Below are 18,557 nucleotides of genomic sequence, written 5' to 3' on the forward strand. Positions count from 1 at the left end.
GCAATCGGATAAATAGCCTGATGCTCAGGGGCTATATTTTAATATTATAACCAAATAAATATGAAACTAGTGCTCATTTCTATCTTGACTCTATTCCTGTTCAGAAATGCAACTGCACAGATCTCGTTGAATTATTGTAATGATCGTATACAAACTGGAGCAGAACAAACCGAGCGTTATCTTCCTTATTTAATGAATAAACGTATTGCAATATTGGGAAATCCATCTACGGTTATTAAAGGGAGACATCTTGTTGATAGTCTACTCGCACGCGGGGTTCAGATTGTGAGAATTTTTGGACCTGAGCACGGATTTCGAGGCAATGCAAGTAATGGAACTGAAGTGGGGGACGAAATCGATCCGACAACCAAAATTCCTATTGTCTCTTTATACGGGAATAAGAAAAAGCCAACAGTGAAGGATCTAAAAGATATCGATCTGTTTATTTATGATGTGCAGGATATGGGGGTGAGATTTTATACCAATATTAATACCCTTCGGGATATTATGGAAGCTTGTGCAGAAAATGATAAGGAGCTCTTGATCTTAGACCGGCCCAATCCCAATGCCTATCTAATTGACGGTCCTATTTTGGAAGAAGAATATAAGTCGGGTATTGGGCAATTCCCTGTTCCTATTGCACATGGGATGACTACAGCTGAATTTGCCCAGATGATCAATGGAGAAGGTTGGATGAATACTAAAAAGAAGTGTAAATTGAAGATTATTCCTGTAACAGATTATGATCATAGTATGCTTTATAAGTTACCAGTCAATCCTTCGCCCAATTTAAATACGGAACAAAGCATACTCTTATATCCAAGTACCTGCCTCTTTGAAGGTGTGAAAGTGAATCATGGTAGAGGCACCGATTATCCCTTTGTTGTGATCGGTAGTCCAATCTATAAGGGTATATATGACTTTTCATTTGTTCCCGTCAGTAAAAAAGGGATGAGTGAATCGCCACTTTTTATGAATGAAGAATGTTATGGAATAGACATGCGTAAATATGATCTGCAGCAGCTAGTAGATAGCAAAAAAATAAACCTATCCTGGATGATAGCGCTGTATCGGAATTCTCCGGAAAAAGACAAGTTTTTTGATCAATCATTTTCGAAACAGATTGGCAGTATCGAAAAGCTGGTGGGCGTGGGTTTATTTCGCAGGCAAATTGAAGCCGGTGTTTCGGAAGAAGAAATCCGAAAAAGCTGGGAGCCGGGCCTAAGTAATTATAGAAAGACTAGGGAAAAATACCTTATCTATCAATAATATAACCTGAATAAAAGTACATCGATGTTTGGACTAAAATATGATTGGCGCCCAATTATTATCCTATTTATTGCAGTGGGATGTTTTTGTCAATTACGGGCGCAGCAGCTGGCTAAAGGCCTAGATCGCCAAAATTATACAGCACAATCCAACATTAGGTTAAATCCCGCGTTGAAATGGAAATTCAAAACAAAGGGAAGGTTGTTTTCTTCGCCCGTCGTTTGGAAGGATATCGTTTTTGTCGGGTCTTGCGACAGTAATCTTTACGCATTGAATAAAACGAGCGGTAATATACTTTGGAAGTATAAAACTACCGGTGAAATTCGGTCGACTGTTGCCATTGATGGCGGAACAGTGTATTTTTTAAGCACTGATGGCTACTTGTATGCCCTGGATGTCCAAACAGGTCGAAAATTATGGCAGTTTTCAACCGATGGTGAAAAGAGTTATGATGTATGGGACTATTTCCTCTCATCTCCTGCGGTTGCAGATGATGTAGTTTATTTTGGGTCTGGAGATCATCATGTTTATGCCGTAGATGCTAAATCGGGAAAACTTGTTTGGAAATTCCTGACTGGAGGTATTGTGCATGCAGCCCCAACGTTGACACAACAGCGTGTTTTCATTGGTAGTTTTGATGGTTATTTTTATTGTTTGAAAAAAGATGGTACCCTTCATTGGAAGTTTAAAACGGTTGGCGAACGTTATTTTCCAAAAGGCGAGATTCAGTTCCATGCAGCAGTCGCCGACAGTACAGTCTATTTTGGTGCTCGTGACTTTAATGTATATGCGCTTAATATCGAGAATGGAAGTGGTTTTTGGGTATATCATCAACCAGGGAGCTGGACGAGTGTTCCTAGTATTTTTGACGATAAGCTTGTCGTAACCATGTCGGATTCCTATAGTATACTTGTTTTAAATAGAATGGACGGTGTGAAAATAGTTGAACCTAAAGTGCCCTTAAACACATTTAGCAGTGCCACTATCATAGGTAATGAGGCTTTTTTTGGAACGCTGGATGGTGTAATTTATAGATTGGATATAAAAAACGGAGAAGTTGTGCCTGTTTTTCAAACGGAGTCGAGTAAAAAGAACAGGCCGTTGTTTATAAATGATGAAAATGTGCTCCGCGCTGATCTGCAACAAAAATATGAGGATGATATTACAAGACTATTTGCAGACTACCTGCAGATGGGAAGTATCTTTTCAACAATTTGGATTGATGAAAATCGGCTTTATTTTAGTTCGGCTGATGGTGCCATCTATGCATTGGAATAGTAGGTACGCGCTATTTACAAATCGTAGCAGGGCTTACTTTCTCAAAATTTTTTCCATGGATCTACCTTTGGCCAGTTCATCAATTAATTTATCGAGATAACGAACCTTCTGAACCAGCTGATCTTCAATATCCTCAATGCGATAGCCACAGATTACACCAGAGATCTTTGAAACATTCGGGTTTAAGCAAGGTGCTTCTTTAAAGAAATGTTCAAAGTCAATTTTATCGTCAATCGTTTGCTGTAACGATATGGGGTTATAGCCGGTAAGCCAGAAAATGATTTCGTCGACCTCTTCTTTTGTGCGTCCTTTTCTTTCGGCCTTTTGTATATAAAGCGGGTATACACCAGCAAATGACATGCGATATATTCTTGTATTATCCATTTTTACATGTTGATTTTATTAAAGGTATTCATTTTGAATGAAAATAGAAACAAAGGATAGTTGGCTAAATTAAGCAGGATCATTGCTAATTGCTGCTACGTAACTATAAAATTTACTTAGCAATTTCTTTAATAATAATATAAATTATAATTCTATCTTTATGTGATACAAAATTATTGAAAGATTATATATGGATTTGAGGTATATTCGAAATAACATACATATTAAAGAAGAGGATCAACAACGTATCAAAGACTTTCCTGTGCTGATAGGAGGGTGTGGAATAGGTAGTTACATTGCAGAGTGCTTATTGCGTATGGGTTTCGAAAATTTGACAATTGCCGATGGAGATGTTGTCGAATTGACAAATCTAAACAGACAAAATTACACAAGCAAGGATATTGGTATTAAGAAAGTATTTGCTTTGCAGGAACGTTTAAATTCAATTAACCCGCAAGCCAAAATAACCGTGTTTTCTGAATTTATTAACAAAGATAATCTATATAATATCGATATTAACCATAAGGTTGCCATTAATGCGTTGGATTTTTCTTCTGATATTCCTTTTGTTTTTGACCAGTATATGGCGAAAAGAAATATACCGGTAGTACATCCTTATAATTTGGGCTGGGCAGGATTTTTAACAGTTCTTCCACCTGAAGGTCTTAATTTACATTCACTGGAAAAGGCTCACAAGACATTTGAATTAAATGTCGGTAAATTTATTGTAGAAAGTTTAAAAACAAAGGGAATAGAAACGAAATGGTTTGAGGAATTTTTGGTAGAATATGGTAAAATAGCGCTGAAGTCTTCTCCTCCGCAGTTATCATTAGGTCTGTATTTATTATCGGGAATGGTTAGTCATATCGTATTTAATTTAGCGACATCTAAACCTGTAAAATTCTTTCCAGATTCCTATTATTTATCAATGATTAGTTGAACTTAATATAATTGAAAAAAACATTCGTTCCATTACACTTTTGTGTAGTAAATTTGTCTCTGTGGGAATTTAAACGAAAAGTCTTTATTTTTATAATTGCATATCGAATAACATTTGCATGAACTGGACGCCTGAAAATTATTATTTTACCAAGCTTAATAAAAACGAACTTCCTGAACTTATTCATTTTTATTTAGTAACGACTCAGCAGCATTACAAACTGGATAGTTATTCCGAAGAGGAATATGCGTTTGACTTTGAGTCATTGATAGGAGAGGATCAGATTTTTTTTGATCGTTCCATTTATTATGTGCTTCGAAGTAAGCTTGATGACTGTATTCAGGCATCCATTAGAATTACATTTTGGGATAAGGAAACGAGTTTGCCGATTCAGAAATTATTTGATATCGAGACAGAAAGTTTGTTAATTCCGCATGTAAAGAATTTTTGGCACATTGGGCGTTTCGTAATTTCTGGAAAGATAATAGGTAATCGGATCAATATTCTGAAAAAGATGCTTTTTGACGCATTTTATGGCCCTTATAGCCTTGGTAGCGGACTAGTCATTGCGGAATGTGATCGAAAGGTGGTAAATACGCTTCGAAAATTAGAAATAGAATCTTTTGAACTTGGTGATCCAATTATCTACCTCTATTCTGAGACATTACCGATCTATATTAAATCAGAATGGCTGGACACTTTTATTGAGAAAAATAAATATTCCCAATTTAGTATGGGAAACCAGGTCGATATTCAAAAATTTGTTGAGATGTCTAAACTAATGCTGTTATGTGCAAAAAATAGTGAATAACATTAGAAAAGAGATAGTTCAATTGCTAATGCTGTAGCTTCTGTAATGCTTTTAACTTTCAGTTTTGAAAATATTTGTTTTTTATGAAATTTTACTGTATCAATTGATACATAAAGTCGATCTGCTATTTGATCCATAGTAAGACCCTGTGCGGAAAAAAGAAGAATATCCTTTTCACGGGGTTTCAATTTAATGCGAGGAGTTTCTACCCAAATATCTTTATCCAAATCATATTCAAACTGTTTCCCATCCTCATCAGATTTAAATCTAATGTTTCCCGAGTTTGCATGTGAAGATATAGAAACCAAGCAGAGCGCGATCCAGGGGTTAGAAAATTTATCCAGGAGCAGAGGTTTTAGTTTATGGTTTACTAATAGTGGTTTATTTCCAGGTTGTTTTAAATGAAAATCGTAAGATATCGAGAATTTTAAGCGATCTTCGGCATCCAAATCTCCAAAAAAGTCAAAACCAACGTCGTTGATCTTTTTTAGTAAATGTAAATCGCTCTCAGGGACATTATTCACATAGTGGTAATAGCCTTCCCGCATGACTTCCGCAGGAGTGCTTCCACACAAAAAGATTGGGTTATCAGAAACAAATAAAAAGCTTTTCTTTGAATAGTCAATTAAATATATACTCTGGTAGGTTAACCTGCTTAAGGATTTGGCAAAATTTATAAAGGCTTCGACAATCTCATAATCATCTTTGCTAAAGTCGTCTTTAACTTGTACCGGCTTGAAAAAATCTTCAATCTTAATTTTCATAGTGTAAATTACAAAGATGATCCGCAATCGCTTTTGAATACCACGTAAAATCGATGTTGTCCTGGCGTGCAAGTTACAAAAATAAGGGCATAATCTCAATTTATACGCTAGTAATAGGCTTTTTTACGTTCCTATCCTTACTTTGTAATCATCGTCAACGTTAATAGTTGAACTTGTTTAAAATATTAAATCTCTATCCAGCAATGAAATAAGTTTCTACACAAATGTGTAGAATATTGTTTATAATGATAATACAAAAGATAATACTCTTATCTTTAAGGTCTCAAAGCAAATAATTGTATAAATATAACTTATTAGATCCAAATAGCCAATAGTAATTATTGCTTTACTTGAGTTTTGACAAAGTTTTAATCCTAGAATAATGAACTCTAGGTAAATTATTGCCATGTGCACCCTTTTATTAAGCTTTTTTATCATAAATAATCTGTAGAAACACTTTTCTAAGTAAAGACAATTTTTCCACCGAAAACTAGGAAACAGGATCGATATGGCGCAAACTACAAATTGACCTAACTTTCCTATCCAAGAATCAAAACCTTTTATTTTCCCAGCTTGTGTCAATTAGATTCAGTTCATTTTTTTTCTTTCAGTATGTATATACATTTTAATTTTGTTCATTTGATATTTGTTTTTTTTGTAGTAATATTGTGCTTAAAGTTTTGCTTTTAAACGTTTTTGTAGATTATTAATGTATGTACAATGTGATGTATTTTGTGAATTGTTTCGTGCATTTTATGAGGAAAGCAACTGATGTAATTAAAAATTATAAAATCTGATACTTATGAAATTACGTTTCTCACTTTCATTTGCCGCCGGTCTGTTGTTCATGTGTGCTCAGTCTGTTGTTGGCCAGGAGCACACAATATGGCAATTGGGAAATTCAGACGGTTCAAGCAGCGAATTTGCCTTGTCCCCGAATGGATATAAGAAATTTTTGGAACATGATTTTGGTTATGAAGACAATGCGTTTATCATCGGTCAATCTTCTTTAACAAGGGATTTACCCTATGTATTGCCCGGTCCGGCCAATGAATGGGGCGGGACTGGAGGAACCTCTGGTCTGAGAACACATTTTTTGAATTTATACTACGTGTTAAACAATAGTATAAAAAATGGTCAGTGTACACTTCAGGTTAAATTGGCCAATAGTGATCCAAAAAATGAACCTACACTACAGATCGTAATCAATGGTAAGCCCTATAATTTTGAGGTGGAGCGGGGAGCAGGAAATGGTGAGCCGCTAGAGAATTCTTTAAAATCTGGAAATTCTACGATAAATATACCATTACCAGCTGATCTCATTAAGAAAGGCGGAAATCAGATTACCATGACTGTCATAAAGGGAGGTTGGGTTGAATTTGATTCCTTTAAACTGCTTGGTCCACAGCAAGTAAAGTTAATAGCTAATCGTTCTGTAATTGTTAAAAATGTACAGCAAGCTGAATTTGAGATCTTAAATGCAGGGAAACCCGTCCAAAATATGTTGGTTGATCTCTTGAAATTGAAAGATGATGAACAGTTGAAAGTAGTCTTAGATGGAAAGAAAATTTATGAGAAAACACATGAAAAAGGTGCAGCGAAATTGGAAATACCAATGCCTTATGTCGCTAAGGATATATGGAGTAAGTATGAAATTTATTGTAATGGACAATTAATACAGTCTTCAACAATCAAGCGGGGCCCAAAAAGACTAGGTGGAGTTTCAGATTATGTGAACACGATGATGGGTGCAGCACATTCCAGATGGATGATAGCCCCGGGACCATGGATGCCTTTTGGCATGGTAAAGATAAGTCCAGATAACCAAAATATTGGCTGGCAGGCAGGTTATGAACCTTCTATCGAATCTATTGGTACATTTAGCCATATTCACGAATGGACAATGGCTGGATTGGGAACATTTCCGACAGCAGGTCAATTGAAGACTCGGGTCGGAGATCAGTACAGTACAAATTCAGGATATCGATCAGCAATAGATAAAACCAGCGAAAAAGCTCCATTGGGATATTATGCTGTTCATCTCCTTGATCACGATATCGACGTAAAATTGACGGCTGGTACACGTTCCAGTTTTCAAAAATATACCTATCATAAGTCGGACACAGGACGTATCATGATTGATCTCAAGGTTAACGGAGAATATGATTATAAAATTAAAGATTTCTCGCTGAAAAAGGTTTCTGACTATAAGGTTGTGGGATACAGTAATCAATTATCTGAAAACGTTTGGTCCACGGATGCAAAACAGGATTATGTCGTATACTTTGTGATGGAGTTTGATAAACCTATCATAAACTATGGCACATGGCATAATGATCGGTTGACTGAACGGGATGATTTGGTTGCTGATAGCGCTCAATTTGCGGGAATGTACGTGGAATTTGATGTGCATAAAGATAAGGCTGTACAACTGCGCACAGGGATTTCTTATGTGAGCTTAGCCAATGCAGAGGAGAATCTAAAAACGGAACTGTCGGAGCCATTCGGATGGTCCATTGATCGGGCTGTGGAAAATCAACATAAAGTTTGGGATGAACTTTTAAGTAGATTGACGATAAAGTCTTCAGACTATTTTGAAAAAGAGAAATTCTATACCAACATGTATCGCACTTTGGCAAGCCGAAACACATTCAGTGATGTGAATGGTCAATGGAGATCTTCGGATGAAGTGATACGAACTTTAGCCCATAAAGGGGATCTCGCTTTAGGCTGTGATGCTTTCTGGAATACCTTTTGGAATTTAAATCAGTTTTGGAACTTGGTTACGCCGGAATGGTCCAATAAATGGGTTAGATCGCAACTTGCGATGTATGACGCAAATGGCTGGCTGGCGAAAGGGCCGGCTGGAATGGAGTATATTCCCGTCATGGTTGCAGAACATGAAATACCGTTAATTGTTGGGGCATACCAGATGGGGATTAGAGACTACGATACTGAAAAGGCATTTGAAGCTGTTAAAAAAATGCAGACAACAAGTCCATTGAAATTTGAAGGTGGTTTTGCAGGTAACAGGGACTTGGATGTCTATTTAAAATATAAGTACGTTCCCTATGATTTGGGCCGGTTTTCCAATTCAATGGAATATAGTTTTGACGACTGGACAGTTGGGCAGTTCGCAAAATCGTTAGGAAAGGAGCAGGAGTACAATTATTTTAATGATCGCGGAAACTGGTGGAGAAACGCGATAGATGTCAGTAGTGGCTATGCTCGGATGAAGGATTCAAAAGGAGAATGGTATAAAGATTTTGATCCTTTTAAATCGGGAGCTAACCATCATTATGTAGAAGGAAATGCATGGCAACTGACTTTTTTTGTGCCACAGGATATTCCTGGGTTAGCTAAAATGATCGGACAGGATGTGTTTTTAAAACGATTGGAATGGGGATTTCCAGAAAGTGAAAAATGGCGCTATAATGGCCCTAATGATCAATATTGGGATTATCCTGTTGTTCAGGGAAATCAGCAATCAATGCATTTTGCCTATATTTTTAATTGGTTGAATAAGCCCTGGTTGACACAAAAATGGAGCCGCTCTATAGGTGAGCGCTATTATGGCCAAGGGGTTTCGAATGCTTATCTCGGCGATGAAGACCAGGGGCAAATGAGTGCTTGGTATATCATGAATGCTATTGGTTTATTTCAGATCGATGGCGGAACAAGGGTCAAACCAATTTATGAAATAGGAAGCCCACTCTTTGAGGAGGTTAAGATTAGATTGGATGGTAAATATGGAAGAGGTGAACAGTTTATTATCAAAGCGAAAAATGCAAATAAGAAAAATATATATGTGCAACGCGCAACGTTAAATGGAAAACCGCTCAATACCTTTTATTTTGATGCTTCCGAATTGCTAAAAGGAGGAGAGCTCGTCTTAGAAATGGGCGCTACCCCGAATAAACAATGGGGACTGTATCAATAAAAAATATATTTACTGCTAGATCTCAATAGACCGAGTTGACCTATAACAATGATTTGTTAAAATTTGGTTAAACTAAGAGACCTGATATAAGAAACTCATTTTTGATGACGTTATATCAGTAGTTTCATAATTTAGGTTAATAATTGGTTAGTTAGTAAAAGCCTGAAGTTCCCCACTTCAGGCTTTTGTTGTTATTGACCAGCATAAATCTCTTTGCTTAACATGTATAGTTTTGCTAAATCCTATTAACAAACGTAAAATCATCGATATAACCATTTATAAGATTTGTAAATCTTTGCGATTATCTGTAGTATTGTAGGTACACGCTAAAATGCGCGGCCTATGGTGTTTGCTTGAATGAAAGCAATTAACAATGTCGTCTATCAAGATTATATGATCAAATCTATTCGTTTTTTACTTTTAGGATTATTTCTTTGGGAGAACGTTTCTGCCCAAAAGCTTCCTACAGACTATGTCAACCCGTTTATCGGTACCAGCAATTATGGAACAACTAATCCGGGTGCTCAGGTTCCCAACGGCTTGATGAATGTTTCTCCGTTTAATGTAATGGGATCATCACTTAATGCATTTGATAAAGATGCAAGATGGTGGTCTACTCCATATGAACATAGCAACAGTTATTTTACAGGTTTTTCTCATGTTAATTTAAGTGGGGTAGGATGTCCAGACATGGGAAGTCTGTTGTTGATGCCAACCTCAGGTAAATTAGAGGTTGATTATCATCAATATGGAAGTACCTATACGCAGGAGGTTGCCCATCCGGGGTATTATAGCAATGTGTTAAAGAAATATGGTATCAAGACCGAAGTTTCAGCGACAACCCGTGTAGGTGTTTCTAAATTTACTTTTCCAAAAGGACAGGCAAATATCCTGCTTAATTTGGGCGAAGGTTTAACAAATGAAACGGGAGCAACAGTTCGTTACGTAAGTGATACCGAAATAGAGGGATCTAAATTGTTGGGCTCCTTCTGTTACACGAACAATCAGGCTGTTTATCCAATCTTCTTTGTTATGCGTGTCAATAAAAAACCGTCAAAAAGAGGATATTGGAAATTCCAGCGTGCCGGAGAAAAATGGGAAAACGATTGGAATAAAGATGCCGGAAAATATAAAATTTTTACGGACTATACCGATCAGCTTTCCGGCGATGATCTTGGCGCATATTTTAGTTTTGATGTCAAAGAAAATGAAAGCTTAGAAGTACAGCTGGCCGTATCATTTGTGAGCGTTGAGAATGCGCGTAAAAATCTAGATGCTGAGCAAGCAGACTTTAGCTTTGAAAAAACACAAAAGAATGCAGCTTCGCTTTGGAACAATGCATTGTCAAAGATACAGGTAGAAGGTGGTACAGAGGACCAAAAAACAGTGTTCTATACAGCATTATATCATGCCATGATTCATCCAAATATCTTGCAGGATGTAAACGGAGAATATCCGGCAATGGAAAGTCGGAAAACACTTGTTGCAGATCACAATCGTTACACCGTGTTTTCGCTATGGGATACGTACCGAAATGTTCAGCCTTTAATGTCACTGGTTTATCCCGATAAGCAAGTGGGCATGATACGTTCCATGATCGATATTTATAAGGAAAGTGGTTGGATGCCCAAATGGGAGTTGTATAGCCGAGAAAGCTATACTATGGATGGCGACCCTGCAGTACCAGTGATCGTCGATGCATGGATGAAAGGCATTCGGGATTTTGATATCAATACAGCTTATGAAGCGTTTGTGAAATCGGCAACGACTACGGACTCCACGAATAAAATTAGACCAGACAATGCGGACTATGTGAAGTATGGGTATGTCCCATTGCGCGATTCATTCGATAATTCGGTATCTCATGCCATTGAATATTATGTTGCAGATTGGAATCTAGCGCAGTTGGCTGGTTCATTGGGGAAAACCAAAGATGCCCAGCTTTTTGCTAAGCGAGCGCAGGGATATAAACATTATTATTCTTCGGAGTATGGGACTTTTAGACCTATTCTTCCTAACGGCGAGTTTTTAAGTCCGTTTAGCCCATTGATGGGTGCCAATTTTGAACCTAATCATGGTTTCCATGAGGGTAACGCTTGGAACTATAGCTTTGCCATTCCATTTGATATCCCTGGTTTGGTGAAATTGATGGGCGGAAAGCAAAAATTTGTGGATAGACTGCAGGCAACGTTTGATAAAGGGTATTTTGATGTTACTAACGAACCAGATATGCTGTATCCACATGTGTTTTCAGAAATCAAAGGAGAAGAATGGCGTACCCAGAAGCTAGTCAAAGAAATTTTAGAAAAGCATTTTACGAACAGCCCTGGGGGGATACCGGGAAATGACGATACTGGAACAATGTCTACATGGGCTTTAATGAACATGATTGGAATCTATCCTTTTTGTCCAGGTAGACCAGATTATACCGTTGTAACACCTGTATTCGACAAAGTGACCATCCAACTCGATAAGAAATATTATCCAAACGGCGACAAAGTGACGATAAGACGTCAAAAAGAGGGTGCTGGTGATTATATCAAAAAGATCGTTATTGATGGAAAACCATTCAATGGATTTAAAATCAACCATCAAACTTTGGTCAACAGTAAGGATATTCTAATCGTTACTGGAAATAGATAATTAGGCAAACTAAATTGAAAAACTGATCTACACGATGAAATATATTAATTATGCGGTCTGTGCAGGCCTTTTGTCCTTAATTGGTTGTGCTTCACTAAAAAATTCCGATGAGACTTCTTATGCAGGGTATGTAAATCCTTTTATCGGAACGGATTTTACGGGCAATACATATCCTGGAGCACAGTCACCTTTTGGAATGGTACAGCTTAGCCCAGATAATGGACTACCTGGCTGGGACCGTATTTCCGGATACTTTTATCCTGACAGTACGATTTCTGGTTTTAGCCATACACATTTAAGTGGAACTGGTGCCGGTGACTTGTACGACATATCTTTTATGCCGGTTACCTTACCATATCATGAAGCCGCGGCTCCCCTAGGTATACATTCCAAATTTTCGCATAAAGACGAAAAGGCTCACGCCGGATACTATCAGGTAAAACTTACTGATTACGATATAAATGTGGAGCTGACAGCAACGGCACGCTGCGGCATTCAACGTTATACCTTTCCAAAAGCCGAGTCTGCTGTATTTTTAGACTTAAAGAAAGCAATGAATTGGGATGCTACCACGGATTCGCACATCGAAGTGGTTGATTCTGTCACTATTCGTGGTTATCGTTTTTCGGAGGGCTGGGCAAGGGGCCAACGCGTTTATTTTGAAACTCGGTTTTCTAAGCCTTTTATGGCCGTTCATATCGATAGTTCAGCAATATTATCCAGCGCTGATACAACGGCAAAAAGTGCAAAACGCATTGGTACAGCATTCAAAGCACGTTTTGATTTCAAGACAGCAGCTGGAGAACAAGTGACTTTAAGTACGGCCCTTTCGGGTGTAAGTATGGAAGGCGCTTCCAAAAACTTAAAAGCAGAAGTTCCAAAAGATGACTTTGATTATTATTTAAAGGAGGCCGAGCAAAATTGGAATCACGAATTGGGTAGGGTAGCGATCGAGACCAAAGACAAAGAGGAGCAGGTTAAGTTCTATACAGCGTTATATCATTCCATGTTAGCACCGACGATTTTCGGTGATGTTGATGGTGCGTATATGGGGGCTGACCGGAAGGTACATCAGGCCGAAGGTTGGACCAATTATAGCACGTTCTCACTTTGGGACACTTATAGAGCTTCGCATCCATTATTTACGTATATCGACCCTAGTCGAGTAAATGATATGATTAAATCCTTCATCGCCTTTTATGAACAGCACGGCAGATTACCGGTATGGAATATTTATGGGAGTGAAACGGATATGATGATTGGGAATCATGCTATTCCTGTCATTGTAGATGCATATTTAAAAGGAATCGGTGATTTTGATGCATCAAAAGCGTTAGAAGCTTGTGTTGCCACAGCTAATATTGACAATTATCGGGGCATAGGTCTGTATAAGAAACTAGGCTATGTGCCTTATGATGTCAAAGATGAATACAATGCCGAGAACTGGTCCCTATCAAGAACACTTGAATATGCCTATGACGATCATTGCATCGCAATGATGGCCGATAAGATGGGAAAGAAAGAGATTGCGGGAACATTTTTTGCAAGAGCTCAAAATTATAAAAATGTGTATAATCCGGCTACTTCATTTATGCAACCTCGTGATAGCCATGGTAAGTTTATTACCCCATTTGATGCGGAGGAATATAGTGCGCATATTTGTGAAAGTAATGCATGGCAATATTTTTGGTCTGTGCAACATGATATCCCTGGATTGATTAAACTCGTTGGTGGACAAGAGCGCTTTGGACAGAAGTTAGATAGCATGTTTACATTTCATCCTTCTGACACCAGCAAGCTTCCAATTTTTAGTACAGGAATGATTGGGCAGTATGCGCATGGTAACGAGCCAAGCCATCATGCACTCTATTTATTCAATGCGGTTGGACAGCCTTGGAAAACGCAGCAATATGCGGCAGAGGTAATGAACAAACTTTACTTGAATACACCTTCGGGATTAAGTGGAAATGATGACTGCGGGCAGATGTCGGCTTGGTATGTATTCAGCTCATTGGGGTTTTATCCTGTAGATCCCATAAGTGGAAAATACGAAATCGGTACCCCTTTATTTGAAAAAGCTGAATTGAAGTTGTCCAATGGAAAGAAATTTACCGTGAAAGCTAACCATGTCAGTAAATCCAATATTTATATACAAGCCATTACGATCGATGGTAAGCCTCTTGAAACAAGTTATATCACACATGAACAAATTATGTCCGGAGCGACATTGGTGTTAGAAATGGGTGAAAAACCAGGGCCAGTATGGTACAAAAATAAATAGGATCAATAGGTCTATAGGTCTTCTTAAGTGAAGCCTTCAAATAATTAAGAGAAGCCTCCCAATGAATGTTTAATCGTTTCGGAGGCTTTTTATTTTGTCTGCTGAAACAATCAGGTTTTTGTAAAAGTATGTCGTGCTACACCATGTTCCATTCGGGAAGAGCGCATAATTTGGGATATCTCCGACTATCGTCCAGCCACATTTTTGATACATAATATAAGCCGGGCTATCGGTTACAGTATCTAGTACCAATAGTGTCTTATTTAGATCAATGGCTTTATTTTCAATGTGTTGAAGTAAATTTTGTGCAATGCCCATTCTTCGAAAGTCAGTATGGACTAACATTTTGGCTACATCTGCACGATGTGTCTGATTTGATGGGAGGTCGATTTGCAGTTGAACAGTTCCTGCGATTCGATGGGTAAAGGCATCTCTTGCAATAATCAATATTATTTTCTGTTCCTTGACCTTGTTCAGTACATCAGTCCAAAATTTTTTTGCCTGTTCAACTGTTAGATCTTCCATAAAACCTACGGAGGCACCTCCTTGGACAATATTAAAAGTCAGGTCTACTAGTTCAGAAATTAAGTTAATGCTAGATTCTTTGACTTCTTCAATGACAAAATCTGTATGGGAAATAGGTGAGGAACTCATGTGTTTGATTGGGGACGAGATATAGAATAGATATTGATAGCGATGTTATGTAAGAAAAGACATTCTGGTCATGATCGGCTTGGCTCTTCTGGTGAGAATCATATTTAAGAATCGTTACTCGTTGCGGGTGAATGCAAAATAGATGACATATAACCAGCCAAGTATTCCATGAATTAAAGCCCAGAGTATGGATTTATTGCGATCCCATGAGGTGACAACGGCAATTACAGAACCGAGTCCAATACCCGATTGTGTGATCGTCTGTGTCGTTGATTTACTTATCTCTTGACCAAATGCGATATCCGCGATGAAAATAAAGAATACGAATAATGAGAGGTGTTTCATGACGAATTTATTGAGCTCCTCTTATTTTGAGTTCTTCATTGATTTCTTTTATTCTTTTAAAATTCAGAATAACAATGGGAGATAAGGCGAAAGGAATGGCCATCAGTGCACTGAATCCTTTGCTAATTGAGGTGTAAATTCCCATACCTAATAGGATAAAAAGCATGGTTGTGAGCATCCAAGTAATTACCAGGGCAGTTTTTTTTGTTGGTTTGAAGCTCTTCGTCAGTCATTCCGTTTAAAGGTCTATTATTCATATTTCGGTGGTTTATAGTCTCTAAGTTCCGTAATTCTTTTTAAGAAACAAAGTTTTCTGCGTTAAATGATGTGTGAATCTTGTTAAATATAACGTTTTTCTTAAAAAAGATTAATTAAATGGCTAAAATAGTAGGTTTTGAAGGAGCTTTTTTCTTAATAACAGAGCATAAGGTGATTATTATGGATTCCATTTTTTTAAAGAGCAACTTTCTCAACTTTCTGGGTAAGGAACAATTTGTGTAAAGTAGGTATAAGCGTATTGTTTTGAGCAAGTGGATTGTGCGGAGAATAACGAATCTTAAAACAAAGACCACGAATATTAAACGAGACGGAAATACTGTTTTAAAAAGCTGTTATTTGTGAAAAAAATCAAGAAATGAGAATGCTAGCTTTAATCTTTATGCTATTTACCATGTGTTCCTGTAGGGGTAATTTGGAATCGGGGTACAACGAGAAAATGGCTAAGCTCTTTCATAGCTGTCGAGAAAAAATGGATGAGAGCTATGGAAAATTGCTGGAAGGGGAATATGATGTCGATAAATCAGACTATTCCTATCACATGAAATTGAATGAGGCACGTGCTTTGAGTAGTTACATAAAAGGAATAAAATGCGAAGCTTCTCAATTGAAATACAGTAAAACTGCCGAAAGTTTTCACATCGCTACAATTGGTTATATGACGGAGATCGTTGATGGATATGGTGTTTTATTAATTAAATATATTGATGAACAGAAAAAAGGGACTCGGAAAAGTCTGTTGCGGGAGATTACTGATGAAAAAGAGAAAATTGCAGCCTTAGCTGAGTCGTGTTTAGGAAATCAAATAGCCTTCTTGAATCGAGCTGGAATAAAAGTAGATAGTCAAAAAGGAAAGTAGTTGAAATATATTTTAATTTTATAACAATGTTAACACTAAAAAATAAGTGGTATTTGCTTATCATTTTACCTATGATGGCATTGTCCTGTAAGAGCAAAATAGCTGCGCATCAGCCAATACCCCCGTATTCATTGGCTGATACTGTGAAACCCGATTGGTATCGCGAATCCTATGGTCAGGTTGTGATGATCGACAATGATTTTGTGACTCAGAAAAACGGCAGTTATTTAATAGATCTTCCTTTGCAGATCGTGCCAGATTCAACTTACATTTTCTTTTTGAGTACTAGAATTCCAGTGGAGTTACTAAAAAGGTCAACTGAATTCTATCCCGATCTTCAACATTTTGTACTGATTGTCCCCGATTGGAAGTATTATGATGAGGTCGCCAAAGAAGCCTCGAAAAACGGAATGTGTATAGAACCTGCGACAACCAATTTTTATTATTCCATAAAAAGAGAGGATGGTGCGGTTAAAGTCGACAGTATCCGGCTTTCTGGTGAAGATAACGCGAGGTTTGATTTTGTTAAACCAATTTCACCTAAAGGCATGCTTACCGTTTATCGAAGAGAAAGTTACGGATCGGTTTGTTGCCCGCGTGACCCCAAGTGGGATAACGTCGATAAAGATGAGCTCTTTATACGTGAGTTTGAACACCGCAGTCACCTGAACGTGACCAAAGGGAGGTATGTGCAGATGGAAGGGAAAGAAGGCGAAAAAAGTATCTATTATACTTTACCAGGATTATCTTCAGCACAGCGATTGGAATTTTTAGCAGATAAATATACGGAATGGGGGGGCAATAAAGATATGGAGGCAAAGACGTTTATGCCACAGTTATTTACACCGCAAATTGTACCTATGGTAACCGAAGGTTTTAACAAAATGAAAGAATTACCATAAAGTTAGCGATACCGAAATTTGAATGTCTCCATAAAAATACGCTGTTTTTAAATGGAGATAAAGCTATTCTGTTAGCTTTATCTCGAACATTTTATCCCAGTTTTTACCGGTAACAAAGAAAGTGTTTGATCTTTTATTGTAGGCGATACCATTTAATACATCTAAATCCACATGTTGTGTTACATGTTCACGTAATTTAGATAGATCGACTAAAGCCTCCACTGCACCTGTTTTAGGGTCGATCCGTCCAATGACATCCTCCATAAAGAAATTTGCATAGATTTTTCCTTTTACCCATTCCAGTTCATTGATTTGATCCACCATGGCTGTGTTCGTTGCTGCACGGATATAATCCATTTTTGAGAAGTCATTTGGATTCAGCGTATAGATATAATCAGAACCATTGGACATGTATAAGTTTTTACCGTCAGAAGTTAAACCCCAGCCTTCCATTGGCTGAAAGTAAGGAAGTGTTTTAATAACAGAAAGGCTATTTATATCATATAGGTAGGCTAGATTGTTTTTATAAGTCAACTGATATAATTTTCCATTTAGGACGGTGGCACCTTCGCCAAAAATTGAATCATCCAATTCAATTTTTTTGGTGGGTTGACCCGTTTTTGGATTAACAATACGAACACTCGATTTACCCTTATTTCCGCTCGGACCAACCCCATTCCCGGTACTTTCGATCAAATTATCCCCGTAGAACTCCAATCCCTGTGTGAAAGCTTTGATATCATGGGGGTAAATATTCACAATGCTATAGCTTAGCAAAAGCGGAGGAGTGGACGCGAATAGATCGATGTTGACCGAATTTTCTTCTCGTTTTCCAGCACTAAATACGACAGCTTTAATAATCTGCTTGCCAAATTTCTCCTGTTTTAATGAATAACGGAAAGGTTCATTTCCGATTACTTGACCAATCTTTTTATCGTTTATAGTGTAAATAACAGAGTCTATTTTGGACGTTTTTTCGCTGTCCATCTTTAAAATCAGATCCTCGCCCTGCGTATAGCTCTGTTTGATGTTGTTAAAGGTAAATGTCGGATTTTCATCGGCATATTCGGGCTGAGAGCTTGAAGTTGTATTTGTATTGTTACTTTTATTTCCGGTACAACTGCCCAAAATGGTGCCAATAACGAAAAAAATGAGGTAAGATTTTTTGTGCATTGATAGAGGGTGCTTGATTAATTATCCGCTAATAAACT

Annotated in this window: 15 protein-coding genes; 9 read left to right on the forward strand and 6 right to left on the reverse strand. The window is 37.6% G+C overall.

The genetic code is table 11. From position 1 onward, the window contains the following. Nucleotides 1–60: 60 nt before the first annotated feature. Together BV902_RS10090 and BV902_RS10095 are read left to right on the forward strand one after the other, a co-directional pair. Entirely contained in the window at nucleotides 61–1,269 is a 1,209-nt protein-coding gene (locus BV902_RS10090; RefSeq protein ID WP_075991809.1) for an exo-beta-N-acetylmuramidase NamZ family protein, read from the forward strand. A gap of 24 nt (nucleotides 1,270–1,293) precedes the next feature. Further along, complete coding sequence (locus tag BV902_RS10095; protein ID WP_075991810.1) at nucleotides 1,294–2,547, forward strand: beta-alanine-activating enzyme beta-propeller domain-containing protein; 1,254 nt, start codon at nucleotides 1,294–1,296, stop codon at nucleotides 2,545–2,547. A gap of 33 nt (nucleotides 2,548–2,580) precedes the next feature. Here BV902_RS10095 and BV902_RS10100 read toward each other — a convergent pair whose 3' ends face one another. Continuing rightward, nucleotides 2,581–2,931 (reverse strand): DUF2200 domain-containing protein, encoded by a 351-nt coding sequence (locus tag BV902_RS10100; RefSeq protein WP_075991811.1) that lies wholly within the window; start codon nucleotides 2,929–2,931, stop codon nucleotides 2,581–2,583. 190 nt (nucleotides 2,932–3,121) lie between these two features. Here BV902_RS10100 and BV902_RS10105 point away from each other — a divergent pair, with 190 nt between their 5' ends. Together BV902_RS10105 and BV902_RS10110 are read left to right on the forward strand one after the other, a co-directional pair. Then, a complete protein-coding gene (locus tag BV902_RS10105; protein ID WP_075991812.1) occupies nucleotides 3,122–3,871 on the forward strand; it encodes a ThiF family adenylyltransferase in 750 nt (249 codons plus the stop codon). Between the two features lie 118 nt (nucleotides 3,872–3,989). After that, entirely contained in the window at nucleotides 3,990–4,682 is a 693-nt protein-coding gene (locus BV902_RS10110; RefSeq protein WP_075991813.1) for a hypothetical protein, read from the forward strand. A 2-nt stretch (nucleotides 4,683–4,684) separates the two neighbouring features. Here BV902_RS10110 and BV902_RS10115 read toward each other — a convergent pair whose 3' ends face one another. After that, the gene (locus BV902_RS10115; RefSeq protein ID WP_075991814.1) at nucleotides 4,685–5,446 is read right to left on the reverse strand and encodes a response regulator transcription factor; all 762 of its coding nucleotides are present in this window, start codon (nucleotides 5,444–5,446) and stop codon (nucleotides 4,685–4,687) included. A gap of 802 nt (nucleotides 5,447–6,248) precedes the next feature. Here BV902_RS10115 and BV902_RS10120 point away from each other — a divergent pair. From BV902_RS10120 to BV902_RS10130, 3 genes are all read left to right on the forward strand, one after another. Further along, a complete protein-coding gene (locus BV902_RS10120; protein ID WP_075991815.1) occupies nucleotides 6,249–9,386 on the forward strand; it encodes a GH92 family glycosyl hydrolase in 3,138 nt (1,045 codons plus the stop codon). A 357-nt stretch (nucleotides 9,387–9,743) separates the two neighbouring features. Then, nucleotides 9,744–12,029 carry a GH92 family glycosyl hydrolase gene (locus tag BV902_RS10125; protein WP_208734392.1) on the forward strand — a complete coding sequence of 762 codons (2,286 nt, stop codon included), beginning with the start codon at nucleotides 9,744–9,746 and terminating at the stop codon, nucleotides 12,027–12,029. A 34-nt stretch (nucleotides 12,030–12,063) separates the two neighbouring features. Beyond that, nucleotides 12,064–14,310 (forward strand): GH92 family glycosyl hydrolase, encoded by a 2,247-nt coding sequence (locus tag BV902_RS10130; RefSeq protein WP_075991816.1) that lies wholly within the window; start codon nucleotides 12,064–12,066, stop codon nucleotides 14,308–14,310. A 69-nt stretch (nucleotides 14,311–14,379) separates the two neighbouring features. Here the strand turns inward: BV902_RS10130 and BV902_RS10135 are convergent, their stop codons facing one another. From BV902_RS10135 to BV902_RS27300, 3 genes are all read right to left on the reverse strand, one after another. Beyond that, nucleotides 14,380–14,964, reverse strand: a complete 585-nt coding sequence (locus tag BV902_RS10135; RefSeq protein WP_075991817.1) for a GNAT family N-acetyltransferase — start codon at nucleotides 14,962–14,964, stop codon at nucleotides 14,380–14,382. Between the two features lie 114 nt (nucleotides 14,965–15,078). Next, nucleotides 15,079–15,309, reverse strand: a complete 231-nt coding sequence (locus BV902_RS10140) for a hypothetical protein (RefSeq protein ID WP_075991818.1) — start codon at nucleotides 15,307–15,309, stop codon at nucleotides 15,079–15,081. Between the two features lie 7 nt (nucleotides 15,310–15,316). Then, a complete protein-coding gene (locus BV902_RS27300) occupies nucleotides 15,317–15,454 on the reverse strand; it encodes a hypothetical protein (protein ID WP_157625996.1) in 138 nt (45 codons plus the stop codon). 489 nt (nucleotides 15,455–15,943) lie between these two features. Here BV902_RS27300 and BV902_RS10150 point away from each other — a divergent pair, with 489 nt between their 5' ends. Next, nucleotides 15,944–16,444: a hypothetical protein gene (locus tag BV902_RS10150; protein WP_075991819.1), complete on the forward strand. Its 501-nt coding sequence runs from the start codon at nucleotides 15,944–15,946 to the stop codon at nucleotides 16,442–16,444. 26 nt (nucleotides 16,445–16,470) lie between these two features. Further along, a complete protein-coding gene (locus BV902_RS10155; protein WP_083663551.1) occupies nucleotides 16,471–17,346 on the forward strand; it encodes a hypothetical protein in 876 nt (291 codons plus the stop codon). Between the two features lie 63 nt (nucleotides 17,347–17,409). Here BV902_RS10155 and BV902_RS10160 read toward each other — a convergent pair whose 3' ends face one another. Next, nucleotides 17,410–18,519 (reverse strand): glutaminyl-peptide cyclotransferase, encoded by a 1,110-nt coding sequence (locus BV902_RS10160; protein WP_075991820.1) that lies wholly within the window; start codon nucleotides 18,517–18,519, stop codon nucleotides 17,410–17,412. Nucleotides 18,520–18,557: the final 38 nt, after the last annotated feature.

This window comes from Sphingobacterium sp. B29 (genome assembly GCF_001952815.1).
GTDB lineage: Bacteria > Bacteroidota > Bacteroidia > Sphingobacteriales > Sphingobacteriaceae > Sphingobacterium > Sphingobacterium siyangense.